Here is a 24,722-nt window from a genome sequence, read left to right as displayed (position 1 = left end):
CCTTAAGCCGCAACCGGCGCTTTCACCTCTGCCACAATCTTGCGTGCGGCGTCGCCCAGGTCGTTGGCCGGTATGATCGGCAGGCCGCTGCTGGCGAGGATGTCCTTGCCTTGCTGCACGTTGGTGCCTTCGAGGCGAACGACGAGCGGCACGTGCAGGTTCACTTCGCGCGCCGCCGCGACGACGCCCTCGGCGATGATGTCGCAGCGCATGATGCCGCCGAAGATGTTGACCAGGATGCCCTGCACCGACGGGTCGCTAAGAATGATCTTGAACGCCGCGGTGACCTTTTCCTTGGTGGCGCCGCCGCCGACGTCGAGGAAGTTCGCGGGTTCGCCACCTTCCAGCTTAATGATGTCCATCGTCGCCATGGCGAGGCCGGCGCCGTTGACCATGCAGCCGATGTTGCCGTCGAGCTTGATGTAGGCGAGGTCATATTTCGATGCCTCAATCTCCATCGGATCTTCCTCGGTGAGATCGCGCAGCTGCTCGAGGTCCGGGTGCCGGAACTCGGCATTGTTGTCGAAGCCGACCTTGGCATCGAGCACCATGAGCTGTCCTTTGTCGGTGACCGCCAGCGGATTGATCTCGATCTGCGAGGCATCGGTGCCGAGGAACGCCTTGTAGAGGCTGGCGAGCACCTTGCTCGCCTGCTTGGCGAGGTCGCCCGACAGGCCGAGCGCCGCCGCGACGGCGCGGCCGTGGTGCGGCATCAGGCCCGTTGCTGGATCGACCGTGATGGTACGAATCTTCTCAGGGCTTTCGTGCGCGACATCCTCGATGTTCATGCCGCCTTCGGTCGATGCGACGATCGCCGGGCGGCCGGTCTCGCGGTCGACGAGGATCGCGAGATAATATTCCTTTTCGATGTCGACGCCGTCGGTGATGTAGAGGCGCTGCACCTGCTTGCCGGCCGGCCCGGTCTGCACCGTTGCCAGCGTCTTGCCGAGCATCTCCGCCGCATGCTCGCGGACTTCGTCGACCGAGTGCGCGAGGCGGACGCCGCCCTTTGCATCCGGGCCGAGCTCCTTGAACTTGCCCTTGCCGCGGCCGCCGGCGTGGATCTGCGCCTTGACGACCCACAGGGGCCCGGGGAGTTGCTGCGCTGCCTCGACCGCTTCGTCGACGCTCATCGCCGGATAGCCTGCGGGGACCGGCACGCCGTACTTCGCAAGCAGCTCTTTCGCCTGATATTCGTGGATATTCATGATGCCGCGCCCTTAAGCAGATTGGCCGCGCCAAGGGAAGGCAGCCCTAAAGTCACTAAAGTCACGCTGAGCGGCAGCTTTCGTGTGACTTTAAGCGGTTCGCTCAAATGAATGGGCCAGTCGCAAAGCGCGGCGAAAGCACGGCCGAAAAGCCTAGACCTGCGGGGGCCGTGTAGGACAGAAAAAGGGCGCCGTGGCCGACTCGGAACGCCTCCAGCGAAAGATCATCCATGTCGACATGGACGCCTTCTACGCGTCCGTGGAGCAGCGCGACGATCCATCGATCCGGGGCAAGCCGGTCGCGGTCGGCGGCGGCCATCGCGGAGTCGTCGCCGCGGCCAGCTACGAAGCACGCAAGTTCGGCGTCCGGTCCGCCATGCCATCGGTGACGGCCAAGCGTCGCTGCCCGGACCTCGTTTTCGTGAAGCCGCGCTTCGACGTCTATCGCGCCGTCAGTCATCAGATCCGTGCGATCTTTGCCGACTATACCGACCTCATCGAGCCGCTCAGCCTCGACGAGGCCTATCTTGACGTCACCGAGGACCGCGTCGGTCTCGGAAGTGCGCGCGCCATCGCGGAAGACATCAGGCGGCGCATCCGGGAAGAATGCCAGCTCACAGCCTCGGCGGGCGTCAGCTATTGCAAGTTCATCGCCAAGCTTGCCTCCGACCATCGCAAGCCAGACGGACTTTGCGTCATCACGCCCGACAAGGGTCCCGACTTCGTTGCGTCATTGCCGGTCAAGCGCTTCCACGGCGTCGGGCCGGTGACCGCGCAGAAGATGGAGCGGCTCGGCATCGTCACCGGCGCCGACCTGCGCGAATGGTCGCTGCCCGCGCTCGAAGCGCAGTTCGGCAGCTCTGGCTCCTGGTACTGGCGTATCTGCCGCGGCATCGACGAGCGCGAGGTGAAGCCCGACCGTCCGTACAAATCGGTCAGCGCCGAACGCACCTTCGACGAGGATCTGATCGAGGCCGAGCGGCTGGCCGCGGAGCTCGATCGCATCGCCGGCTATGCGTGGGATCGCGTGAAGCGCGCCGACGTCGCGGGGCGCACCGTGACACTGAAGGTCAAGTTCGGCGACTTCACGATGATCACGCGGTCGAAGAGCTTCACTGCGAACGTTCCGGATTTCGAGGCTTTTACCGCCGCGGGACAGGCGCTTCTCGCCGCGCTTCACCCGCTTCCAAGGGGCATTCGACTGCTCGGCCTGGGGCTGCATAATTTGTGCGAAAAGGCCGAGGCGGAACCCCTGCAACTCGGACTCGCAATCTGAGACCTTTTGTGATATAAAATTGTCACATGGGGCCGCGTGCGATTCAGCTGCGGCCTTATTCTAAGGGAAGCACAAGTAACTGGCTGGGGAGCCACGACCATCGGTCGCTTTGGGGGGCGGCACTGCGGTGCTGGCTCTACTGCCGTAATTTTGAAAGGTGTGCGAATGGCTACAAAGGCGCTTAGCTTCGATGTCGGTGATTATGTCGTGTACCCCAAGCATGGCGTAGGCCGCGTCGTCGAGCTGCAAAGCACCGAGATCGCCGGATGCTCGCTGGAGCTCTACGTGCTCCGGTTCGAGAAGGAGAAGATGACTCTCCGCGTTCCGGTGAACAAGGCGGACTCTGTCGGCATGCGCAAGCTGTCATCCGACAAGACCATGAAGGACGCTCTCGAGACCCTGAAGGGCAAGCCCAAGGTAAAGCGCACCATGTGGTCGCGCCGCGCCCAGGAATATGAAGCGAAGATCAACTCGGGCGACCTGACGTCGATCGCCGAAGTGACCCGCGACCTGTTCCGTCCGGACGATGCGCCGGAGCAGAGCTATTCCGAACGGCAGATCTTCGAAGCGGCATCCTCGCGCCTGGCGCGTGAGCTTGGCGCGATGGAGCAGACCGACGAGAAGGCCGCGCTCGCGAAGATCCTCGACATCCTCAACAAGTCCTGGCCGATCCACAACAAGGCCAAGGAAGTCGCATAAATCCGGCACGAAAGTGCGGATGAAGCGAGGGCGTCCCTAACGGGACGCCCTTTCTTTTTGCGCTAGCTGCGGACGTGGAGTGGCCGGAATGGCTGGAAAGCCGACTTTCGCCGATGCACAACCCGTTGCCCTTTCTTCAGCGTCTGGCTTACGCTCCCCCTCATGGGATTATTGACGTTTAGCATAAACGTGACGCTGGACGGCTGCGTCGACCATCAAGAAGGAATCGCCGACGACGAGACGCACGCGTACTTCACCCGCCTGATGGACGAAAGCGGAGCAATGCTGTGGGGCCGCACCACATATGAGATGATGGAGAGCTATTGGCCGGCGGTTGCTCGCGGCGACGTGGAGGCGCCGCCGGCGATGCACGAGTGGGCGGTGAAGCTGGAGGCCAAGCCGAAGTACGTGGTGTCATCGACACGAAAAGACTTCCCATGGACCAACAGCCATCACATCGCCGACGACCTGCGGACAGGCGTGCAAAGGATCAAGGACGCGAATCCCGCAGGCGTGCTTCTCGGTAGTGGCAAACTCGCAACCGAGCTGGACCGGTTAGGTCTGATCGACGAGTACAAGTTCCTCGTTCACCCTAGGATCGCCGGACATGGCCCGACCCTGTACCAAGGCGGGCTGCCCAGTACGCGAAGACTCGAACTGGTCTCGGCGAGGCCGCTCCACAGCGGCGCGGTCGCCATGCATTACCGGCGACAAGGCTGACTCAGAGGAGCATCATCGCGGCCCGTCGCTCTAAAGTCCAGAATGGGTGGCTTACAGGCCCCAGTTTTGAGGCACCGGCCCGGAAGCGGGATCCGAGATCCAGAACAAGTTTGCTCTGCTTGCTGAACTTCATTGCGTTCAACATTTACGGCTCTGCTGCGGACGCTCAACATCGCGCGATAGGTTCGCAGCCTTCAATCGCTACGCCATCAGCCGAATGTCCGGCAACCCAGCGCTTCAACCCCCGTATGGGAATTTGCATGCCAAATGCCAAAATCCCCCGAGCGACCTCTCCGTCCGAAAAGGCAGCGTCACCAAATTCCAGTCCCGCCGAGCCCCCTTCAAAGAAATCCAAGACTACGGCCAATCCCGATCAATCGGCCATGAGCATGCCGATGTCAGAGGGCGCTAAATCGGACAACGGTGTGATGGTGCGCCTCAATCAGTTCATGCTTTATTCGCGCACCTCCGGTCCACGCGGACAGTCACGCTTGACCGGGCCCGGAATGTGGATGCTGATGTACGATGAGGACCTATCGTCCCGAAATCATCTTAGCATCGATGTGATGGGTACTCCCGAGCATTTGACGGTCGGGGACAAGGGAACACCCCAGCTGCTGCAAACCGAAAACATCGATGCTATGCATCCTCACGACTACATCATGGCACTCGAGTTCCGGGACAGCCTGACCCTTAATGCTGACAAGAAGGAGCGATTGACGTTCCTGTTCGCGCCTCGCGGTGAAGCCGCATTCGGTCCGGTCCCCTTCATGCATCGAATTTCTGCAGAAGGTAATCCTGATGCGCCGCTCGGCCATTCCCTCCAGGACGGATTTCACGATGTCTCGACCGTCCTGGGCATCGGCTATCAACTTGCTGGAACAACGATCGAAACGACGGTCTTCAGCGGCAAGGACATCGTCTGGCCCTTACCCATGCACAGTCCTGATTCTTATGCTGTTCGCGTGAACCAGAAGGTCGATAACCACCTCAGTTTTGGTGCATCCTATGCCGACGCATTGTTGCCCGAAGATGCTGGACGGGCAGAACACAGCCAATTCGTCGCGGCTTGGTTGACTGCCTCCTATTCCGTTGGAACGGGGACACTGAAGTCTTCCCTTATCTGGGGCCAAGGCCGCCCGACCCATGGCGCAGCCCAGAATAGTTTTCTCGAAGAGGCGCTGTACCAACTTGGGCCCAACAAATTTTATGGCCGGGCGGAGCTCCTGCAGATCCTCCCCGATAACCTGGACCTAGCGGTACCCAACGGTGGGGCAGTTCTGAAATGGGCTGGAGCGTTGACCCTTGGGTACGAGCGAACCCTATTCGAAAAGAGCGGGCTCTCGCTCTTTGTTGGATCATCATACACCAAGGATTTCATTCCGGCGGAGTTCACGCACGCCTATGGAAATGATCCTGCTGGCGCCAAAGTCTACGCGCGAGTGGCATTTGTTGGCAGATCTCACTGAAGACGCAATCGCCACATCCGTGATCTAGCGCCAGACCACCGACGAATTGACGAGGCCAAAACTGTCCTCAGCTCCCTAACGTTTTAAATCGACGTGATACTAATGGCAGGAATGCGGTCGAAAGCTGCCATTGGCTTGGGAGCCAGGAGATGGGGTGTTTGCGCAATATGCTGATGCTCCAAACCCTCCCCGTCGCGCGATCTGCTACCCCTTCGGGAGAGCCGGCGCGCAGTCCGTCCGGCCCAGCGGCGGAGGCGCGTCGGCGCGCAGTTTCAGGCGCGGCGTCAGCTCAACCAGTCGGCGGACATAAGCGTCGGTAAAGACGGCTGCGCACTTGCGGCTGAGGTGGGATAATTCCGGAAGCACGAGCTTCTGCGCTTGCGGCAAATCGTCAGCGTGGATGCCCTTCGCATTGGCCCCCACCAGCAGGCGATCCCAGCCGACGCTGCGCGGAAGGCTCTTTTCCTCGTTGACGCGCAGCGCGGGCGCCGAGGGCGGGCGGACGAAGATCACGTCGCCACCGCGCGCGCGGATTCGCCGCACGGCTTCAGCGCTCCGTTCGATGACCTTGTCTGCGACGGCACGAGGGAGCGGAGGCCGCTTGAAACCATGCCAGGCGTAACGCGCATGGCCTTGCAGGTAGGGATCGGTTTCGATCCGATCCCACATGAAATACTGCCGGCCGGGGAACGTCTCAGAGATCTTCCAGACGTCGTCGTAAGGGCTGTCCGTTCCCTTGCGCCAGCCATTGTCGAAGCGCGGTGCCCACCGGCTCAGGCGATAATCCGAGTCCATGAAGGCCAGGTAGTTCTGCAGCCAGCGGTCCAGCCACAGGCCGGTCAGTTGCGACGGCTTGTCATTCTTGTTGAAGCTTTTGAGATAGGGCCCGCCGATGCCGACACCCTGAGGGCGGAAGTAGCTCGTGTCGGCCATCCCGACGATCAGCAGTCCCTTGAACTTCGCGTCATTGGCGAAATTTTCCAGCAGCGCCCTGCCGTTCGTGCCGACGATCGCCGCCTGGACGGGACGAACGCCTGTCATCTTCTCGAAGCGGTCGAGGTCGGTGTCGAACAGGATGCGGCTGTCGCCGACGATGGCGACCTCGGCGGAACTGGCGGCCCGTCGCGCCTCGGCCCATGCCTGCGGGCTGTCGTCGATATCGCCGGCGCGAAGTCCGATGTTGGTCCGCGCATTCCATTCCCACGCCGCGGTCATCAGGGTCGTCGCAGCGAACGCGAACACGCCCATTTTCACCCACGGGCGAAGCGGGATGTCGCGCGTCGGCACCGGCTGCGCCTGGCCCGGACGGTGGGATGCCGTCTGCCTGAGCCCGGCAGGAAGCGCGCCTTCGCGTACACCCCGGACTTCGGCGTCGCGCGCCTTAGAATGCGAAATAGATGAAGGCACTGCCTTGCCCCTGCTCCACGATCACTGCGAAAAGAAGCACCGACCAAATGCCGGCGATTGCGACCGACGGAGTTCGTTCGATCACCGCCTCAAGCGTCGTGTTACGCATCGCGAGATGGGTGCCGAAGATGGCCGACACGATCAGGATTGCGAGGATCATCGGCCCTGCTGCGATCAGCGGGTCGGGCTTGGCCTGCATGCCCGCTATGCCTTTCAGCACCACGCCGGCGTCGGTGAAGGTTTTCGCACGGAAGAAGACCCAGGTGATGTTGATGAGTGCGAAGGTCAGCAGCGCGAGGCCCAGCGTTGCCGCCCGCCCGGGCGTGAAGCCCTTGAACCGGGATCGAAGCCAACGCTCACAGGACAGGTAAAGCCCATGCAGGCCGCCCCAAACGACGAACGTCCAGTTGGCGCCGTGCCACAGGCCGCCGAGGAGCATCGTCCCCATGAGCGCCGCATAGGTCCGCGCCTGTCCGTGCCGGTTCCCGCCCAGCGGTATGTAAAGATAATCGCGCAGCCAGCTCGACAGGGTGATGTGCCATCGGCGCCAGAAATCGGAGAAGCCTACCGCGCCATAGGGGAAGCGGAAGTTGTCGGGCATGGCGAAACCGAGGCAGAGCGCCACCCCGATCGCCGACGTCGAATAGCCGGCGAAGTCGCAGAAAATCTGTCCGGCGAAAGCAAGGGTCGCGACCCAGCTGTCAAGCATGCCGGGCATCTTGCCGGGCGCGTCATAGACCGCCTCCACCACCGGCGCGAGGAAACCATCGGCCAGAACCACTTTCTGGAACAGCCCGAGCGTCAGCAAGGCCAGGCCGAAGAAGATCTGGTTGAGCCTTGCCTGCCGCGGCTGCTCGAACTGCGGCACCAGTTCGGTCGGCCGCATGATCGGGCCGGCAACGAGGTGCGGGAAGAAAGTCACGAACAAGGCGTAGTTGAGGAAGCTGCCCGCCGGCTTCGACCGCCGAAGATAGACGTCGAGCGTGTAGGACAAAGTGGCGAAGGTGTAGAAGCTGATCCCGACGGGAAGGATGATGTCCCATCCGGGCGGGTGGTAGACGACGCCGACGGCCGCAGCGAGGTCGACGAAATTGTCGAGCAGGAACCCGCCATATTTGAAATAGCCGAGCATCCCGAGATTCACGACGACGCTGATCAGCATCCATAGCTTGCGCGTGTGCTCGCGCTTGGCGCGAACCATCCATTGCGCCGCCCACCAATCGACCACGGTCGAGATCCACAGCAGGATCACGAATGGCGGGTTCCAGGCCGCGTAGAAGAGATACGACGCCAGCAGGAGATTGATCTTCTTCTGATGCCACGAGAAGAATGGCGCATAGTGCAGCGCCATGACTGCCGCGAAGAAGACCAGGAACGTCAGCGAATTGAAAATCACCGGGCGCGCGCCCGGGCAGATCCAGCCCCGTTGATCATGCGACAGCCTTCCCCGAGAGGCGTACGCGCTAGCCCCGCGAGACTGCTGCGGCGCGGCGGTGCGACACTCTCACGCTTACGCTGTTCCGGCAAGTGGAGCGAAAGCGTTGGCCAGGAGATTGCGCTTGCAGCCGCGACGCGCCAAGTGTATTGTGCACGTAACACAGCGTTATGGAGAATCGCATGCGCAAGACCATTACCGCCGCCGTGATCGCCGCTTCCGCCGCGACGTCCGCATGTGGCCGGACCCATGGCGATAGCGACGACGCCGGTCCCGACACTTCGCGCAACTACCAGGTCGCGAATTTCCAGCAGATCGAGGTCGCTGGGCCTTATGACGTCGAGGTCCGCACCGGTTCGAACCCCAGCGTCTCCGCGCGCGGCTCGCAGAAGCTCCTCGAGAAGACGATCGTCGAGGTGAAGGGCGACAAGCTCGTCATCCATCCCGAAAAGGAAAAGGGCTGGTTCCACATGGGGTGGAGCTCGAACGGCAAGGCGCACTTCGTCGTCACCGTGCCGAAGCTCAATGGCGCGACGATCGCCGGATCCGGCGACATCAGGGTCGACAAGGTCCAGGGCGATCGTTTCGAAGGAACCGTCGCGGGATCGGGCGGGCTCAACGTTGGCGCGCTTGACGTGCAGACGGCGAAGCTCGCCATCGCGGGATCGGGCGGAATCAAGGCCAGCGCGGGCAAGGCGCAGAGTGCCGACTATGACATCGCCGGGTCGGGCGACATCGACGCCGGCGCCGTCCAGTCGCAGCAGGCGAAGGTTTCGATCGCCGGTTCCGGCAGCGTTCGCGCCCATTCGAGCGGAACGGCCGACGTCAGCATCATGGGATCTGGCGACGTCGACATCGCTGGCGGCGCGAAGTGCAGCATTCACAAGGCCGGATCGGGCAACGTCCGCTGCTCTTAAAGACCGCTTAACCATGATGGTGGAAGGTGCGTCCATGCGCACCTTTCTCATCCTCGCTTCGCTCGCCGCCGCGGCTTCGCCCGCCGGCGCCGCGACCCGCAACTTCGGCGTCAGCAGCTTCGACAAGATCCGCGTCGAAGGCCCTTATCGCATCAAGCTGACCGTCGGCGTTCCCGTCTCAGCGAAGGCAACCGGCAGCAGCACCGCCGCGCTCGACCGCGTCTCCATCGAAACCCAGGGCAGCACGCTCATCGTGCATCCCAACCGTTCAACATGGGGCGGTTATCCGGGCGGCGACCCCGGACCGATCGCGATCGAGATCGGCACGCACGACCTGGTCTCCGCCTGGCTGAACGGGTCGGGCGCGCTCGACATCAACAAGGTCAAGGGGCTGACCTTCGACCTGTCCGTCCAAGGATCGGGATCGACGACGATCGCGCAGGTCGACGTCGATCAGCTCAACGTGTCGATCGGCGGCACCGCCAATGCGTCGCTTGCCGGCCGCGCTGCGAAAATCACGGCGGTCATTCGTGGGATGTCCTCGCTCGATGCGACCGCGCTTACTTCGAAGGATGCGACGTTCGGCGCTGAGGGCGCGGCGACGATCAAGGCCGTCGTCACCAATTCGGCGAAGATCGACGGTTCCGGGCCGGGCACCATCGTGCTGACAGGCCGCCCCGCCTGCACCGTTCGGGTGAGCGGATCGACCAGCGTCAGCGGATGCAAATCATCTCAGTGAACTGAGACGCGGGCCTCCACGCCCGACAGGAAGTTCCACAGCGCACCGGCCAGCTCTTCGGCAGCCGCGACGGCTTCCTCACGCTCGTCCTCGCCGAAGCGATCGAGCAGCTCGCGGCACACCGCACTGTGCTCGACATCGGCGCTCTCGTGGACGCGGAAGAAGCGGAGCGTCTCCTCATCGACGATGCCGTAGCGGTCCATGAGGCCCTCGATCTTCGCGCTGGCGACGCCTGGAAACTGGCTTTCATAGGCGTAGAGCGCGCCGAGGCCCGACGCATAGGAACGGCGCGACAGGTTGCGGAACGTGTCGATCAGGTCCTGTGTCTCGGCGTTCAGTTGCTGGTCGCGCACGGCGCCGGCGTCTTCGCCAAGGCCGCAAGCGAACATCAGCCACAAGGTCGCGTGGTCCTGCTTGCCCCTTTCGATGCCCTCTTCTTCGGCGAGATTTTCGGCAAGCATGCGGCGGCCCTCGCGGTCGGGGCAGGCGCTGTGCACGGCGCTGACGGCCTGCGGGAAGGCTTCGACATGGTGGAAATACTGGCGGGCGTAGGCGCGGAGATCTTCGAGGCTGAGGCGGCCTTCGGTCCATGCCTGGTAGAAGGGATGCTTGAGCATCGCGCGCTCAGCGACTTTGATATCGATACGTGTCGAAGTGCTCATCATGACCTCCCTGTCCGGTTGCTGATGGCCGGATAGCGTCGGCTTGGCGACTATACCAGAGCGAGTGCGGCGAGCCGTCCATATAGGCGCGGGGGAAGCATTCCGAGGCCGCTGCCGTCGTCGTCCGACGAGGGCGCGTCACCTTCCTCGAGGTATCGCCAGCCTTGGTGCGCGCGGCGCGGCATTGGCGCGACGGTGACCAGTTCGTCGGTACAGACGATATCGATTCGCCCGTCGCTGCGATCGTCGAATCGCAGGATCTCCTGGCATGCGATCAGCCGGTGCTTGACGATCCAGTAGAGTGAGCCGCCGACCAATTCCGCGGCGCGCTTCGGGCGCATTCGGGTGACGACGCGCACCTCGCCGCCGATCGCGCGGCCGGCGATCCGCTGCTGCAGCATTTCGAGGTCGCGGCAAGCGAACGCGACCTTGGTCATGTGGAGCTTGGGCACGCTCGCGATCTGGTCGCAAACAACAGGTGTTTCAAGCGCTTAGCGCGTCAGGATCAGGGCCGCCAAACCGAGGAAGCTGAAGAAGCCCATGACGTCGGTCATGGTCGTGACGAAAACTGCCGACGACACCGCTGGGTCGATTCGCGCCTTGTCGAGCGTCAGCGGGACAAGCACGCCGACGAGGCCTGCGACCAGGCTGTTGATCACCAGCGCCATTGCGAACACGAGCGAAAGCTTGAGGTCGTGAAGCACCATGAAGCTGCCGAGCGCGCCGACGATGCCGAGCGCGATGCCGTTGGCGATGGCGATCCGGAATTCGCGGAACAGCATCCACGCCGTGTTGGCGCTCGTTAGCTGGTTGGTGGCCAGCGCCCGAACGACGACGGCAAGCGTCTGCGTGCCCGCATTGCCGCCGAGCGCCGAGACGATCGGCATCAGCGCGGCGAGAATCGCATAGCGCCGGATTTCGCCCTGAAAGGCCCCGACCACCGATGCGGAGCAAATCGTCGCGCCGAGGTTGATCACCAGCCACACGACGCGCGTGCGCACGGTCATCTGGATGGGTTCGTTGATGTCGCCTTCGCCCGCGCCCGAAAGCAGGGTGATGTCCTCGCCCGCTTCCTGCTGGATGATGTGGACGATGTCGTCGACCGTGATCATGCCGACAATGCGGCCATTCTCGTCGACCACGGCGGCCGACACGAGCGCATATTTCTGGAAGCGAAGACCGACGTCTTCCTGGTCCATGTCGACCGGGATCAAGGTCTGCTCGCGCTGCATAATGTCGCTGACGAGCGTCTTGCGCGGCATGCGCAGGATCAGCGACAGCTTGCAGGTGCCGACCGGGTGATGGCTGGGATTGACGACGAACACTTCCCAGAAGTCGTCGGGCAAATCCTTGGTCGAGCGTAGATAGTCGATGACCTGGCCGACGTTCCAATGTTCCGGCACCGCGCACAGGTCGCGCTGCATGAGGCGGCCGGCGGATTCCTCCGGATAGCTGAGCGCCTCTTCGACCGCGGCGCGATCGTCCGGCTCCATCCGCTCGAGCACCGCCTGCTGCTCGTCGCGACCGAGGTCCTCGATCAGCGCGACGGCGTCGTCGGTATCGAGCTGCCCGGCGATGTCCGCGACCTGCTGCGGCTCCAGCTCGTCGAGCAGGTCTTCGCGGACGTAGTCGTTCAATTCCGCGAGCACGTCCGGGCTGACGATGCCGGCGAGCGCCTTCACCAGCCCTTCGCGCTCGTCAGCGCGGGCAAGCTCGATCAGGTCGGCGACGTCTGCGGGGTGGAGCGGCTGGACGAGCTGCCGCGCAGTCTCGTCATCGCCTGCCTCGACCGCGTCCAGCACCTTGTTGACGAATTCGGGACGCAGCCGGGTCTCTTCGTCCATCACCTCATTGGGTGTGGAATCCTGCGGGGGCGCAGCAGGGGGCGCGGCGGCGATGTGATCGCTCTCGCTCACGATGTGCTCCCTCGATTAAACCCCGTGCGGCCCTCCTATGGGCGCTGCCGCTCTGGCGCAACCACCCGACGGCTCCTAAATCGCCGTCTTTCGTACCTTTCACTTGGAGTTCATTGTCATGGCCGACGGCGACCGTCTTACGCTCAACCTCTCCTCCGGCGGCGATGTCGTCATCAAGCTTCGCCCGGACCTGGCGCCTGGCCACGTCGAGCGGATTACCGAGCTGGCGAACAAGGGTTTCTACGACGGCGTCGTGTTTCACCGCGTCATCCCCGGCTTCATGGCGCAGGGCGGCGACCCGACCGGCACCGGCTATCACGGGTCGGACCTGCCAAACCTCAAGGCGGAATTCTCGGCCGAGTCGCACAAGCGCGGCGTCGCCTCGATGGCGCGCTCGCAGAACCCGGACAGCGCCAACAGCCAGTTCTTCATCGTGACCGAGGATTCGCCCTTCCTCGACCGGCAGTACACGGTGTGGGGCGAGGTCGAGAGCGGCATGGAATATGTCGACGCGCTGCCGGTCGGCGAGCCGCCGCGCGAGCCCGGCAAGATCGTCAAGGCGACCGTTTCGAAAGCCGGTGCGTGAAGAAAGTCGCGCTGATCACTGGCGCGTCGGCGGGTCTGGGCGTCGAGTTCGCCCGCCAGCTTTCCAAGCGCGGGCACCGGCTGGTGCTCGTGGCGCGCCGGAAGGATCGGCTCGATGAGCTTGCGAAGGAGCTCGGCAATGCGCGCGCGGTCGCGATCGACCTGTCGAAGGCGAACGCAGCGGCAAAGCTGATGGCCGACGTCGAGGCGGCGGGCGAGCAGGTCGACCTGCTCGTCAACAACGCGGGCTTCGGCCTCATCGGCGCGTTTGCGGAGCTCGACGCCAAGCGTGAGCGGCAGATGATCGACCTCAATGTCGGCGCGCTCGCCGACCTCTGCCGCGCGGTCGCGCCGGGCATGATCAAGCGCAAGTCAGGTGGCATCATCAATGTCGCCTCGACCGCCGCCTTTCAGCCAGGGCCGAAGATGGCCGTCTATTTCGCGACCAAGTCCTTCGTACTGTCGCTGAGCGAAGCGCTGCACGAGGAGCTGAAGCCCCACGGCATCAGCGTCACTTGCCTTTGCCCCGGACCGACGCGCACCGAATTCGGCGATGTCGCCGGTTTTGGCGGCAACGGCGTGTTCGATCGCGTCGCAATGGAAGCCGGCCCGGTCGTCAAAGCGGGCCTCAACGGGCTCGACAAGAACAAGGCCGTGGTCGTCACCGGCCTCGTCAACAAGGTCGGCGCGGCGAGCACGCGTTTTGTCCCACGCTCGGTCGTTCGCAAAATTGCCGGAGCAATCAAATATTGATCGGGATATTGAACCGCCGCACGCGCATCGCCGTTAGGTGCGCGCATGCAGCGGGGTAGGAGCAAGAATGCCTGACACCGACACGATCGATCGCGTGACGTCGCGCAAGGTCCAGGTCGCGAGCCTCCCGCCGGCCGACAGCGGCCGCGGCTTTGCGCGCCTGCCCGATAATTTGATGGACGAGTTTGGGCTAAGCGAAGGCGACGTCATCGAGATTATCGGCCGCCGCACGACCGTCGCGCGGGCCATCCGACCGTACGGCGAAGATGAAGGCATCGACATTATCCGGCTCGACGGCCTTCAGCGAGCCAATGCCGGCGTCGGTTCGGGCGACTTCGTCGAAGTGCGCAAATCGGAATCGAAGGTCGCGACGCGCGTCGTCTTCGCGCCCGCGCAGCCGAACGTGCGGCTGCAAGGTTCGTCCGACGCGTTGAAGCGCACCTTTTCCGGTCGTCCCCTCGTCGAGGGCGATACGGTCGCCACCACCGGCCACCAGCGGATCAATGCCGACATGCCGGACAACATTCGGCAGATGCTGAATGCACCCGCCTTCGCACTGCAGGAATTGCGGCTCGTCGTCGCGCAGACCGTGCCGAAGGGCATCGTTCACATTGACGCCAAGACGACCGTCGAGCTGCTGCCGGAATATGACGCCAGCGGCGGCGAGCGGCGCGCGGACGTCACTTACGACGACCTCGGCGGCATGCGCGACACGATCGATGCATTGCGCGAAATGGTCGAGCTTCCGCTCCGCCATCCAGAGCTGTTCCAGCGCCTCGGCGTCGACCCGCCCAAGGGCGTGCTGCTCCACGGCCCGCCCGGCACCGGCAAGACCTTGCTGGCGCGCGCGGTGGCCAACGAGAGCGCTGCGAAGTTCTTCCACATCGCCGGCCCGGAGATCATGGGATCGGCCTATGGCGAGAGCGAACGGCGCCTCCGTGAGGTGTTCGAACAGGCGCACGAATCCGCGCCGTCGATCATCTTCATCGACGAGATCGATTCGATCGCGCCCAAGCGCAGCCAGGTCACCGGCGAAGCCGAGAAGAGGCTGGTCGCACAGCTGCTGACGCTACTCGACGGCATGGAGCCGCGCCAGAACACGGTCGTCATCGCGGCCACCAATCGCCCCGAAGCTATCGACGAAGCGCTTCGCCGCCCCGGCCGCTTCGACCGCGAAATCGTCGTCGGCGTTCCCGACGAGCCCGGCCGCCGCGAGGTCCTCGGCATTCACACGCGCGGCATGCCGCTCGGTTCGGACGTCAATCTCGACGACCTCGCGCGGCGGACCTACGGCTTTGTCGGCGCCGACCTTGCCGCACTGACCCGCGAGGCGGCGCTTGAAGCCGTGCGCCGCATCATGCCGCAGCTCAACCTTGCCGAGGACACGATCCCGACCGAGGTGCTCGATGCGCTGTCGGTCGAGCTTCGCGATTTCGAAAATGCGCTGAAGCGCGTGCAGCCCTCGGCGATGCGTGAAGTGATGGTTGAAGCGCCGACGATCCGCTGGGACGACATCGGCGGGCTCGACGAAGCCAGCGGCCGCTTGCGCGAAGGCGTCGAGCTTCCGCTCAAGCATCCCGAAGCGTTCCGCCGGCTCGGCATCCGCCCGGCAAAGGGCTTCCTGCTCTATGGCCCGCCGGGCACTGGCAAGACGCTTCTGGCCAAGGCGGCCGCGCGCGAGAGCCAAGCCAATTTCATCGCCACCAAGTCGTCGGACCTGCTCAGCAAATGGTATGGCGAGAGCGAGCAGCAGATCGCCCGACTGTTCAGCCGCGCGCGCCAGGTCGCGCCGACGATCATCTTCATCGACGAACTCGACAGCCTCGTGCCCGCGCGTGGCGGCGGTCTCGGCGAGCCGCAGGTCACCGAGCGAGTCGTCAATACGATCCTGTCCGAGATGGATGGCCTCGAGGAGTTGCAGAACGTCGTCGTCATCGGCGCGACCAACCGGCCGACGCTGATCGACCCGGCGCTGCTCCGTCCGGGCCGCTTCGACGAACTGATCTATGTCGGCACGCCGGACACTGCGGGGCGCCGTCGCATCCTTGCGATCCACACCCGCAAGATGCCGCTCGCGGACGACGTCGATCTCGAAAAGCTGGCGCAGCGCACCGACCGGTTCACCGGCGCGGACCTTGAAGACCTTGTGCGCCGCGCGGGCCTGACGGCGCTTCGTCGTGGGCTCGACACGGGCAAGGTGTCGATGGCCGACTTCGAAACCGCTCTCGGCGAGACGCGTGCGTCGGTGACGCTGGATATGCTCGAGGAATATCAGCGAATCCAGGAGACGCTGAAGAGCGAGGCGACGCGGCCGCTAGGTGGCATTGGCTTCGTGCTGCCCGGCATGTTGCGCCCGAAAGCGGGCGGCAAGGAAGACTAGCCGAGCCGCCTTCGCCCGAACACGGTGAGCGCCGCGAGGACCAGCGCAAAGGCTGCGAACGGCAGTTCGTGCTGCACGCCATAGAGACTGATGCCGAGCGTCGGCGCCAGCACGTAGCTGATGCCGTTGGCGGACGTGATCACGCCGGCCACCGCGCCCTGCTCCGCCAGCGGTACGGCAAGCGACGCGCCCGCCGTGAACCCCGGTCGCGTGAAGCCGAAGCCGAGCGACGCCAGCGCGAACCCGATCGTGATTCCGTAAAGATCGTGCGACACCGTGGTCCAGATGAGGCCCGTCGCCGCAATCAGCGCGCCCCACAGGATCAGCCGCCGCGGGCTGAGCCCAAGCCGTGGGATAAGCCCCCATTGCGCGCCCAATGTCGCCACCGCGCCCGCCATCATCACGATCGAGATCGGCCCTTCCGATCCCGACGGCGTCAGGTTCAGCCGGTCGATGATGAAGAAACCGAGGCAGGTCAGCGTCGCAGCCTGAGCATGGCCTGCAGTGATGCCGGCGACGATCCACGGCTTAATTCGCGGGTCGTTCCACTTGAGCCGCCTGGCCCGATGCGGCGCGGTGGCGGCGACCACGCTGGCGCCCGTCGGTGTCGTTGCAAGCGACGGATAGCTCATCGCCGCGCCGTGCCCCGCGCGTCGTCCGGCGCGGTCGTTGGGTAGCCAAAGCGCGATCGACGTCACCACCCCGATCGCGATTAGCGCGAAGGCGAATAGCGGTCCCGCGAGGCCAAGCACAGGCACCACGAACAAGGGTGCGACCGCCGGGCCGATGATCGTACCGAGCCCGAACGACGACGACAGCGCCGAAAGCGCCGCGACTCGTCCGCTCCGCCGCGTCTTCGACGCCAGATAGGCCTGCGTCGCCGAGGGGGTCGCGCATCCCAACCCGCCGTAGATCGATCGGAAGATCGCGAAGAGCCCAAAAGTGATAGCGCCGCCGATCCACCCGTAGAGCCCGGCGAACAACGCCAGCCCGCACAGCAGCATCGAGGCGATGAATCCGCTGACGCCCATCACCGCCAGCGTCTTGCGCCCGTGATGGTCGCTCTTCTCAGCCCAGTAAGGCGCGAGCGCAACCCACAGCACCGCCGACCAGGTGTAGGCGATGGCGACCCAGAAATCGGCGATCCCGATCTCGCGCCCGATTGCCGGCATCACGGATTGCAGCGCCGTATTGCCCGCCGCGGCGACGAGCATCGCCGCGTAGAGCAACAGGAAATGGGTCGTCGTCAGCGCAGTGGAGCCGACGCTGCGGTTGCTTGCAAGAGAAGCCACGATGGATGGCTTAGGACGCGTGCAATCCGAACGAAACCTCTTCGTCGCAATATTCGCGCAGTTCGCGGACACGGCCGCGCCGGACGTCAACAATCGTCGTTGGAATCTTGCCAATTGGCGCGGCAACTGCCAACGCTCGCGGCCTTGTCCGCCCCAGACGGAGTTCCAATGCCTCCCTCATCCGCGCGTACCATGAAAAGTCCGCGCCGCCTTCAGCACCGTCACGACCGCCGTTCGGCAAGCCCGCGCTGGCAGTTCCTGCGCGGCTTCATCAAGAATCCGGTGATGGTCGGCTCCATCATTCCGTCGAGCCGCGTATTGATCGACAAGATGCTTGGCCCCGTCGACTGGGAGACGACGAAGCTGTTCGTCGAATATGGTCCGGGCGTCGGCACCTTCACGCGGCCGATCCTCGAACGGCTCGGGCCCGACGCGAAGCTGGTGACCATCGATACCAACCCGGACTTCACCGGCTATCTCAAGGAATCGATCGACGATCCGCGCCTGATTCCGGTCACGGGTTCGGCGGCCGACGTCGAGAAGATCCTTGCCGACCGCAGCCTCGGCGCGGCGGATTACGTCCTTTCGGGCCTGCCCTTCTCGACCCTTCCGCCGGGCATTGGCGACGCGATCGCCGAGGCCACCTCGACGGTCATTCGTCCGGGCGGGGCGTTCCTAGTCTACCAGTTCAGCCCGAAGGTGCGCGATTTCATCGAGCCGCATTTCGAGCCGATCAAGCGCGGCTTCGAATGGATCAACGTGCCGCCGGCGACGCTGTTCTGGGCCTACAAGGGCGAACCCGAAGGCTAAGCTTCCGGCCGGAAATTGAGCCGGCGCGTCACCGTATAGTCCATGATGTTGACCAGATAGTGAGAGGCTGCCCACTTCAGCCGGCGCCACAGGCTCGCGCGCTGCTTGTGGACGTAGGGTGAGATCCAGCGGCTGTCCTCGAGCTCGCCCTCGAAATATTTCCGCATCTGGTCGGCGAAGCCCGCATCCTTGATGCGAAGCATGATCTCGCAATTGATGTAGAGACTGCGGTAGTCGAAGTTCGACGAGCCGATGTGCACCACGTCGTCGACGATCGCGAGCTTGGTGTGCAGCTTGGCGACCTGATATTCGTACATCTGCACATGCCGTCGGAGCAGCCGGCTGTAGCTGTGCCGCGCCGCCGCGATCGTCGCATTATTGTCCGACTTGGCCGCCGTGATGATCCGCGCTTTACCGCGCCGGCCGAGCCGGCCGATTCGCCGCAACATCGCGCCCGGCGGCGCGAAATAGGCGAAGATCATGTCGAGCTGCTTGCCGCGCCGAATGTCGCGCCCGATCGTCCGCCACCAGCTGTTGCGCATGCTCAACGGCCCGGTGAACTTCCACTGTAGCAGGCCGCGCCACTCGCTATATTCGGCGACCATCCGACGCAGCGAACGCGTCTTCGAATGCTTGCGCATCGACCAGCGGAACAGCGAATCGAAATAGCGGCTGGCGGGCTTCACCTCCGGCCCTTCGATCTTCAGCCACAGGTCGCGCCAGCGCTTCGATCCCTGGTCGGTCAGGTAGGTCTCGTCGATATTCGCGCCGCCGATCAGCGCCACCTTGTCGTCGGCGATCGCAAGCTTTTGGTGATTGCGCAGCAGGTACGAGCGGCCGTAGCTCGCGTTGAACACGCAATGCTCCCCACCAAATTCGTTGAGCGATGCGAAGAAGTCGGGCGGCGCGGCCGATCCGAAGCCGTCGATCAGCAGCTTTACCTCGACACCGCGCTGCGCCGCCGTCACCAGCGCGTCACGGACCCGCTCACCCACCGGGTCCGGGTTGAACATGTAGAAGAGAATCTTGAGGCTTTCCTCGGCTCTGGCAATGAGATCGAGGATCGCGCAAAGCCGCGCTTCGCCGCTTTCGATCAGCTCCAGCCGATTGCCCTCGATTTCCGCGGTGATCGCGGGCGTCGTCACCTCTGCAGCGTGATCCGGCATCGCTGCGGGTGTGGCGCGATGCGAAGCGGGCTGCAAGGCGGCGTCCCGCGCTGGAACTTCAGGGGCGGCGACGTCCCGTGCCAAGCTCAGGCGTCCGCTTTTTCCGGGGCCTCGCGGCCCACCATCGCCATCTGGGCCGGTGCGTAACGATCGCCTTCCGGCTCGATTTGCGACGCGCCTTCATTGATTTCCCGCAGGTCCGCATCGGAAAGCTGCACGTTCGCCGCGCCGATATTCTCCTCGAGCCGGTGAAGTTTGGTCGTGCCCGGGATCGGCACGACGTAGGGCCGCTGGGCAAGCAGCCAGGCAAGGGCGATCTGCGCGGGTGTCGACTGCTTTTCGCTGGCGACGCGCCTCAACAGGTCCACGAACGCCTGGTTCTTCGCCATCGCTTCGGGCTGGAAGCGCGGGACGCTCGCACGGAAGTCGCCATCCGGCACCTTCGTGTCCTTGTTCATCGCGCCCGTCAGAAAGCCCTTTCCGAGCGGGCTGTAAGGCACAAAGCCAATACCGAGTTCGTCGCACGCGTCGAGAATGCCGTTCGTTTCTGGCGCCCGCCACCAAAGGGAATATTCGTTTTGGACGGCAGTGACGGGCTGAACGGCATGGGCGCGGCGAAGGGTCTGCACGCCAGGCTCGGACAGGCCGAAATGCTTGACCTTCCCCTGTGAAATGAGGTCGCGGACTGCGCCCGCGACATCCTCGATCGGTACGCTGGGATCGACGCGATGCTGGTAGAGCAAGTCGATACTCTCCACCCCCAAGCGCACGAGCGAGCCTTCGACCGCCTGCCGGATGCGGTCCGGGCGGCTAGTCATGCCGCCGCGGTTTTCGCCGGTCGAGGGATCGATGTCGAAGCCGAACTTGGTCGCGATCAGGACCCGGTCGCGGAACGGGGCAAGCGCCTCGCCAACCACCTTTTCATTCTCGAACGGACCATAAACTTCAGCCGTGTCGAAGAATGTGACGCCGCGGTCGAAGGCGGCACGGATCAAGGCGACACCGTCTTCCTTCGATAGCATGTCAGCATAGCCGAAGCTGATACCCATGCAGCCAAGCCCGATGGCCGAGACTTGAAGGCCGCTCCGTCCGAGTTCGCGCTTTTGCATCATGTTCCTCCGCTGGACCCGTAACGAACGGCCGGGGCTATCGCTCCGCTTCCTGAAAATGTTGACTTTCAAAGGCCCGCCAAGCTATTGGCGCCGTCTTCCTGAAATCCCATATTCCTGCTTTGGAATAGCTTTGCGGAGCGACTGATGGCGCGCGTTACGGTTGAAGATTGCGTAGACAAGGTTCCGAACAGGTTCGATCTCGTCCTGGTCGCGGCCCAGCGCGCGCGCCAGATTTCGGGCGGCGCCGACCTCACCATTGATCGCGATCGCGACAAGAACCCGGTCGTCGCGCTGCGCGAGATCGCGGAAGAAACCGTGCGTCCCAAGGAGCTCGAGGAGAATATCGTCACCAACCTGCAGAAGGTTCGCGTCGACGAAGAGGACGAGACGGAAGAGCTGGCGTCGATCAGCGAAGCCGCCGAGGCGCTCCGCCTGACGGCCGCTGCGCCGCCGCGTCCGACACCATCGGGCGGCGACTACGAATAACCTCTAGATTGAACCTCGGCCGGCAGTTAGACCGGCCGCATGGTTCCCTTTTCGTTCGCAGGCGAAACATTCTTCGCGACCACTGGCGGCGCGCTCTTCTGGCCTGCCCAGCAAGCGCTGCTGGTCGCCGACCTGCACCTTGAAAAGGCGAGCTGGTTCGCGCGCTTCGGACAATTCCTTCCGCCTTATGATTCGCACGCGACTCTAGTTGCGTTGAACGCTGCGGTCGAAGAAACCGGCGCGACCCGGCTCTATTGCCTCGGCGACAGCTTCCACGACCGATTCGGTTGCGACCGCTTGCCGCAATCCGCGCGAGAGCTGCTGCAATCGCTGACGTCGCGTCTCGATTGGACGTGGATCGTCGGCAACCACGACCCGGGGTTTGCGGACCATTGCGGTGGCAGTCTCGCCGACGAGGTCGAAATCGCCGGCATCGTCCTTCGCCACGAGGCCGTCCGCGACGACCCGCGCCCGGAAATGTCCGGGCACTATCACCCCAAGCTGAGGCTGCAGGTCAAAGGCCGCCGCGTCTCGCGCCGTTGCTTCGTCGTGTCCGCCTCGAAAATCATCTTTCCAGCGTTCGGGTCGCTAACGGGCGGCCTCGACGCCCATCACCCCGAAATCCTCGGCAGCGTCGGCGCCAACGCCGCGGCGCTCGTACCGGTTTCCGACCGCCTGCTGCGCTTTCCGCTCGCGGCTTAGTCTTCCGCCCTTACCTCGATCGCCATCGCGCCGGTCGGCGAAAGCAACAACCGAGCGATTGCCGGCCGGCGCTTGCCGAACGTGGCGGCCTGCAGCTCATTGCGCGCCGCATGGCGGTCAAACTTGAAGCCGCCCTCGTCAGCGGCTTTCTTGAGCCGGTCGAGATGGTCATCGAGATTGGCGATCCCTTCTTCAGGATCGAACCGCATCGTCTCTTCAAGGTCGCGCATCGCTCTTTCTTCGTCGGCTCCGAGACAGAGCACAAGTCCCCTCGCGATTGCGCAGCCATGCCGCTGTTCCTAAGCACGGACCATGATAACCAAAGCCGCCCTCCTGCTCGCCGCCACCACCCTGGCTTATTCGACCACTGCTGCTGCCCAGCAGATCGACCCGAAGGTCAAGGCGCGCATCGACCGGATCCTCAAGGCGACGCCGCTGATCGACGGGCACAATGACATCGCCGAGCAGCTCGCCGAGAATTACAAGCGCAACACCGACAGCCTCGCAAGCGGCACCGATCAGCGCCAGCCACATCCTTTGATGACCGACATGGCGCGCCTCCATGAGGGCCGCGTCGGCGGGCAATTCTGGTCGGTCTATATCGACGGGACGATCACCGGCGACGCCGCGATCCGCGAAACGATCGAGCAGATCGACATCGTCGACCGCATGATCCGCGCCTATCCGAACGACCTCGAACGCGCGTCGACTGCCGACGACATCGTCCGCATCCACAAGAGCGGCAAGATCGCTTCGTTGATCGGCATCGAGGGCGGCCGGCAGATCGGCGGATCGCTCGCCGCGCTGCGCCAATTCTACCGGCTTGGCGCGCGCTACATGACGCTGACCCACAACCAGACGACCGAGTGGGCCGACAGCGCCACTGACGAACCGAAATATGGCGGGCTCAGCCCATTCGGCGAGCAGGTGGTTCACGAGATGAACCGGCTCGGCATGCTGGTCGATCTCAGCCACGTATCGGCCGACACGATGAAGGATGCGATCGCCGCAAGCCGCGCGCCGGTGATCTTCTCTCACTCCTCCACGCGCGGCCTGGTCGGCCACCCGCGCAACGTGCCCGACGACGTCCTCGCCCTCCTGCCGGCAAACGGCGGCGTGGTGATGGTCAATTTCGTGCCCGGCTTCATCTCCGACGACAATTGGAAATGGAGCGCGGAACGGAGCGGCGAGGAGGCGCGGCTGAAGGCGATCCATCGCGCGAGCAAGGCCGATGTCGAAGCCGACCTGAAAGTCTGGGATGCCGCGCATCCCGCGCCGCCGGTCACGGTAAAGACGGTGGCCGACCATATCGAGCATGTGGTCAAGATCGCGGGCTACGATCATGTCGGCATTGGCGGCGACATGGACGGCATTGATGCGACGCCGACCGATCTCACCGGCGTCGAAGACTATCCAATGCTGTTCGCCGAGCTGATCCGCCGCGGCTGGAGCGATCAGAATCTCGCCAAGCTCGCCGGCGGGAATGTCCTGCGCGTCCTGCGTCGCGCCGAAGCCGTGTCGGCTTCGATGAAGAACGAGCCGCCGATCCTGTCGAACGTCGATACCGCCAAATGAGCGAGGCGCCCCTCCGCGCGGCGATCCTTCCCGTCACCCCGCTGCAGCAGAATTGTACCCTGCTGTGGTGCACCGCGACGATGCGGGGCGCTTTTTGCGATCCCGGCGGCGATCTCCCTCGGTTGAAGGCAGCGGCAGAGCAGGCGGGCGTCACGATCGAGAAGATCCTGCTGACCCACGGCCATATCGACCATTGCGGCAGCGCGGGCATCTTCGCCGAGGAGCTTGGGGTCCCGATTGAAGGGCCGCACGAGGAAGACCGTTTCTGGATAGACCGGCTCGGCAGCGACGGGGCGAAGTACGGCATCACCGGCCGCCCGTTCGAGCCGAGCCGCTGGCTCAAGGACGGCGACCAGGTGACGCTCGGCGAGCTGACTTTCGATGTCCGCCATTGCCCCGGCCACACGCCAGGCCACGTCGTCTTTCATCATCCCGAATCGAACCTCGCGCTAGTCGGCGACGTGCTGTTCAAGGGCTCGGTCGGGCGTTGGGACTTCGAGCGCGGCGATCAGCAGCAGCTGATTCGCTCGATCACTGAGCGGCTGTGGCCGATGGGCGATGAAACCGCCTTCGTGCCCGGTCACGGCCCGATGTCGACCTTCGGCCACGAGCGCGCGACCAATCCCTTCGTCGGCGATGCGGCCGTCTCCGCCGCCTGATCAATAACCCGCGATCAGGGCGATCGCCCAACCGGCGAGCGCCACCGTGACCAAGGCGCTACCCATCATGCCGACCATCCGCCAGCGCCGGAACTGGGGTCCGTCCATCCCGATCGGATGCGCAATCCGCGCCATGATGAAGATCGCCGCGATCGCCTGGAGCGCTAGCCGGTTGCCGCCCCACAGCTCGATCCCGGCAAGCAGGATGAGGACGAACGGCGCATTCTCGATGAAATTGGCCTGCGCGCGCATCCGCCGCAAAAGCAGGTCATTGCCGCCATCGCCGACGCTGACCTTGAACTGGCCGCGAAGACGCGAGATGCGGGACCCGAGCCAAATGTTGAGCAAAGCGCAGGCCGCTGCGCTGGACAGCGTAACCGGTAATTGTGTCATCGATGGCCTCCCCGCCCCCTCCTCGCACCGGCGCCACGCCCTTGCAACGCGGCCCTTATTCGCTATAGGAGCCGCGGTTCGCGACGATCCAGCCGCCGCCGCGGGGTTAAACCCGCCAGGATAGGGCGGAGATCGTCGCAATTTTTATTGAACTCAAACATTTGCTTTCAAAGGTGCCGCAATGGCTGTCCCCAAGAGAAAAACGTCGCCCTCCAAGCGGAATATGCGCCGCAGCCATCATGCGCTGAAGCCCACCGCGTTCCAGGAATGCCCGAACTGCGGCGAACTGAAGCTTCCGCACAATCTGTGCGCGGCTTGCGGCCACTATAACGGCCGCGAAATCACCTCGCCCGAGGCCTAA

General features: G+C 64.0%; 26 protein-coding genes. 15 read left to right on the top strand and 11 right to left on the bottom strand.

Annotation, left to right across the window (positions count from 1 at the left end; genetic code table 11):
- Positions 1–2: 2 nt before the first annotated feature.
- Positions 3–1,208, bottom strand: coding sequence for an ADP-forming succinate--CoA ligase subunit beta (gene sucC, locus ABD704_RS10760; RefSeq protein WP_344699681.1), 1,206 nt, complete (start codon positions 1,206–1,208; stop codon positions 3–5).
- 193 nt (positions 1,209–1,401) lie between these two features.
- On the opposite strand from sucC, the gene dinB reads away from it, so the two are divergent.
- The 4 genes from dinB to ABD704_RS10740 all read left to right on the top strand — a co-directional run bounded on the left by dinB (position 1,402) and on the right by ABD704_RS10740 (position 5,372).
- Positions 1,402–2,484: a DNA polymerase IV gene (dinB, locus tag ABD704_RS10755; protein ID WP_344699680.1), complete on the top strand. Its 1,083-nt coding sequence runs from the start codon at positions 1,402–1,404 to the stop codon at positions 2,482–2,484.
- Positions 2,485–2,649: 165 nt separating this feature from the next.
- The gene (locus tag ABD704_RS10750; protein ID WP_344699679.1) at positions 2,650–3,183 is read left to right on the top strand and encodes a CarD family transcriptional regulator; all 534 of its coding nucleotides are present in this window, start codon (positions 2,650–2,652) and stop codon (positions 3,181–3,183) included.
- A gap of 162 nt (positions 3,184–3,345) precedes the next feature.
- Positions 3,346–3,903 (top strand): dihydrofolate reductase family protein, encoded by a 558-nt coding sequence (locus tag ABD704_RS10745; RefSeq protein ID WP_344699678.1) that lies wholly within the window; start codon positions 3,346–3,348, stop codon positions 3,901–3,903.
- A gap of 119 nt (positions 3,904–4,022) precedes the next feature.
- Entirely contained in the window at positions 4,023–5,372 is a 1,350-nt protein-coding gene (locus ABD704_RS10740; protein ID WP_344699676.1) for a hypothetical protein, read from the top strand.
- A gap of 204 nt (positions 5,373–5,576) precedes the next feature.
- Here the strand turns inward: ABD704_RS10740 and ABD704_RS10735 are convergent, their stop codons facing one another.
- The gene (locus tag ABD704_RS10735) at positions 5,577–6,779 is read right to left on the bottom strand and encodes a hypothetical protein (protein WP_344699675.1); all 1,203 of its coding nucleotides are present in this window, start codon (positions 6,777–6,779) and stop codon (positions 5,577–5,579) included.
- Positions 6,754–8,175 carry an MBOAT family O-acyltransferase gene (locus tag ABD704_RS10730; RefSeq protein ID WP_344699674.1) on the bottom strand — a complete coding sequence of 474 codons (1,422 nt, stop codon included), beginning with the start codon at positions 8,173–8,175 and terminating at the stop codon, positions 6,754–6,756. Before ABD704_RS10730 ends, ABD704_RS10735 begins: the two co-directional genes overlap by 26 nt.
- Before the next feature lie 221 nt (positions 8,176–8,396).
- Between ABD704_RS10730 and ABD704_RS10725 the strand changes: the two genes are divergently transcribed.
- Together ABD704_RS10725 and ABD704_RS10720 are read left to right on the top strand one after the other, a co-directional pair.
- Positions 8,397–9,131 (top strand): head GIN domain-containing protein, encoded by a 735-nt coding sequence (locus ABD704_RS10725; protein ID WP_344699673.1) that lies wholly within the window; start codon positions 8,397–8,399, stop codon positions 9,129–9,131.
- 34 nt (positions 9,132–9,165) lie between these two features.
- Positions 9,166–9,870: a GIN domain-containing protein gene (locus ABD704_RS10720; protein ID WP_344699672.1), complete on the top strand. Its 705-nt coding sequence runs from the start codon at positions 9,166–9,168 to the stop codon at positions 9,868–9,870.
- On the opposite strand, the gene ABD704_RS10715 is transcribed toward ABD704_RS10720, so the two are convergent.
- Genes ABD704_RS10715 through mgtE form a run of 3 tightly spaced genes read right to left on the bottom strand, consistent with a single transcriptional unit; the run spans position 9,864 to position 12,376 of the window.
- Complete coding sequence (locus ABD704_RS10715; protein WP_344699671.1) at positions 9,864–10,532, bottom strand: CADD family putative folate metabolism protein; 669 nt, start codon at positions 10,530–10,532, stop codon at positions 9,864–9,866. The genes ABD704_RS10720 and ABD704_RS10715 overlap by 7 nt on opposite strands.
- A 50-nt stretch (positions 10,533–10,582) precedes the next feature.
- Entirely contained in the window at positions 10,583–10,984 is a 402-nt protein-coding gene (locus tag ABD704_RS10710; protein ID WP_344699670.1) for a DUF1489 family protein, read from the bottom strand.
- A 39-nt stretch (positions 10,985–11,023) separates the two neighbouring features.
- Positions 11,024–12,376 (bottom strand): magnesium transporter, encoded by a 1,353-nt coding sequence (gene mgtE, locus ABD704_RS10705; RefSeq protein WP_344700537.1) that lies wholly within the window; start codon positions 12,374–12,376, stop codon positions 11,024–11,026.
- 190 nt (positions 12,377–12,566) lie between these two features.
- On the opposite strand from mgtE, the gene ABD704_RS10700 reads away from it, so the two are divergent.
- From ABD704_RS10700 to ABD704_RS10690, 3 genes are all read left to right on the top strand, one after another.
- Positions 12,567–13,034: a peptidylprolyl isomerase gene (locus tag ABD704_RS10700; RefSeq protein ID WP_344699669.1), complete on the top strand. Its 468-nt coding sequence runs from the start codon at positions 12,567–12,569 to the stop codon at positions 13,032–13,034.
- On the top strand, positions 13,031–13,786 hold the full coding sequence (locus ABD704_RS10695; RefSeq protein ID WP_344699668.1) for an SDR family NAD(P)-dependent oxidoreductase: 756 nt from the start codon (positions 13,031–13,033) through the stop codon (positions 13,784–13,786). Before ABD704_RS10700 ends, ABD704_RS10695 begins: the two co-directional genes overlap by 4 nt.
- Before the next feature lie 67 nt (positions 13,787–13,853).
- Complete coding sequence (locus ABD704_RS10690) at positions 13,854–16,166, top strand: CDC48 family AAA ATPase (RefSeq protein WP_344699667.1); 2,313 nt, start codon at positions 13,854–13,856, stop codon at positions 16,164–16,166.
- Here ABD704_RS10690 and ABD704_RS10685 read toward each other — a convergent pair.
- Positions 16,163–17,458: an MFS transporter gene (locus ABD704_RS10685; RefSeq protein ID WP_344699666.1), complete on the bottom strand. Its 1,296-nt coding sequence runs from the start codon at positions 17,456–17,458 to the stop codon at positions 16,163–16,165. The two genes, ABD704_RS10690 and ABD704_RS10685, sit on opposite strands and share 4 nt — an antisense overlap.
- A gap of 168 nt (positions 17,459–17,626) precedes the next feature.
- Between ABD704_RS10685 and ABD704_RS10680 the strand changes: the two genes are divergently transcribed.
- Positions 17,627–18,268 (top strand): class I SAM-dependent methyltransferase, encoded by a 642-nt coding sequence (locus tag ABD704_RS10680; protein WP_344699665.1) that lies wholly within the window; start codon positions 17,627–17,629, stop codon positions 18,266–18,268.
- Here the strand turns inward: ABD704_RS10680 and ABD704_RS10675 are convergent.
- Positions 18,265–19,434, bottom strand: a complete 1,170-nt coding sequence (locus ABD704_RS10675) for a phospholipase D-like domain-containing protein (RefSeq protein WP_344699664.1) — start codon at positions 19,432–19,434, stop codon at positions 18,265–18,267. The two genes, ABD704_RS10680 and ABD704_RS10675, sit on opposite strands and share 4 nt — an antisense overlap.
- An 86-nt stretch (positions 19,435–19,520) precedes the next feature.
- The gene (locus ABD704_RS10670) at positions 19,521–20,543 is read right to left on the bottom strand and encodes an aldo/keto reductase (RefSeq protein WP_344699663.1); all 1,023 of its coding nucleotides are present in this window, start codon (positions 20,541–20,543) and stop codon (positions 19,521–19,523) included.
- A gap of 147 nt (positions 20,544–20,690) precedes the next feature.
- Between ABD704_RS10670 and rpoZ the strand changes: the two genes are divergently transcribed.
- On the top strand, positions 20,691–21,032 hold the full coding sequence (gene rpoZ, locus ABD704_RS10665) for a DNA-directed RNA polymerase subunit omega (RefSeq protein ID WP_344699662.1): 342 nt from the start codon (positions 20,691–20,693) through the stop codon (positions 21,030–21,032).
- 39 nt (positions 21,033–21,071) lie between these two features.
- A complete protein-coding gene (gene pdeM / locus ABD704_RS10660; protein WP_344699661.1) occupies positions 21,072–21,734 on the top strand; it encodes a ligase-associated DNA damage response endonuclease PdeM in 663 nt (220 codons plus the stop codon).
- Here the strand turns inward: pdeM and ABD704_RS10655 are convergent.
- Positions 21,731–21,964 (bottom strand): aminotransferase class IV, encoded by a 234-nt coding sequence (locus ABD704_RS10655; RefSeq protein ID WP_344699660.1) that lies wholly within the window; start codon positions 21,962–21,964, stop codon positions 21,731–21,733. The two genes, pdeM and ABD704_RS10655, sit on opposite strands and share 4 nt — an antisense overlap.
- 82 nt (positions 21,965–22,046) lie before the next feature.
- On the opposite strand from ABD704_RS10655, the gene ABD704_RS10650 reads away from it, so the two are divergent.
- Together ABD704_RS10650 and ABD704_RS10645 are read left to right on the top strand one after the other, a co-directional pair.
- Positions 22,047–23,309: a dipeptidase gene (locus tag ABD704_RS10650; RefSeq protein WP_344699659.1), complete on the top strand. Its 1,263-nt coding sequence runs from the start codon at positions 22,047–22,049 to the stop codon at positions 23,307–23,309.
- Positions 23,306–23,968, top strand: coding sequence for an MBL fold metallo-hydrolase (locus ABD704_RS10645; protein ID WP_344699658.1), 663 nt, complete (start codon positions 23,306–23,308; stop codon positions 23,966–23,968). Before ABD704_RS10650 ends, ABD704_RS10645 begins: the two co-directional genes overlap by 4 nt.
- Here the strand turns inward: ABD704_RS10645 and ABD704_RS10640 are convergent, their stop codons facing one another.
- Positions 23,969–24,361: an MAPEG family protein gene (locus ABD704_RS10640; RefSeq protein WP_344699657.1), complete on the bottom strand. Its 393-nt coding sequence runs from the start codon at positions 24,359–24,361 to the stop codon at positions 23,969–23,971.
- Positions 24,362–24,542: 181 nt separating this feature from the next.
- Between ABD704_RS10640 and rpmF the strand changes: the two genes are divergently transcribed.
- Positions 24,543–24,722, top strand: coding sequence for a 50S ribosomal protein L32 (gene rpmF, locus ABD704_RS10635; RefSeq protein ID WP_344699656.1), 180 nt, complete (start codon positions 24,543–24,545; stop codon positions 24,720–24,722).

The sequence above is a fragment of the Sphingomonas limnosediminicola genome (genome assembly GCF_039537965.1).
In the GTDB taxonomy this organism is placed as follows: Bacteria; Pseudomonadota; Alphaproteobacteria; order Sphingomonadales; family Sphingomonadaceae; genus Sphingomicrobium; species Sphingomicrobium limnosediminicola.
The sequence above is the reverse complement of the archived record's forward strand: the minus strand, read 5'-3'. Positions and strand labels throughout refer to the sequence as shown.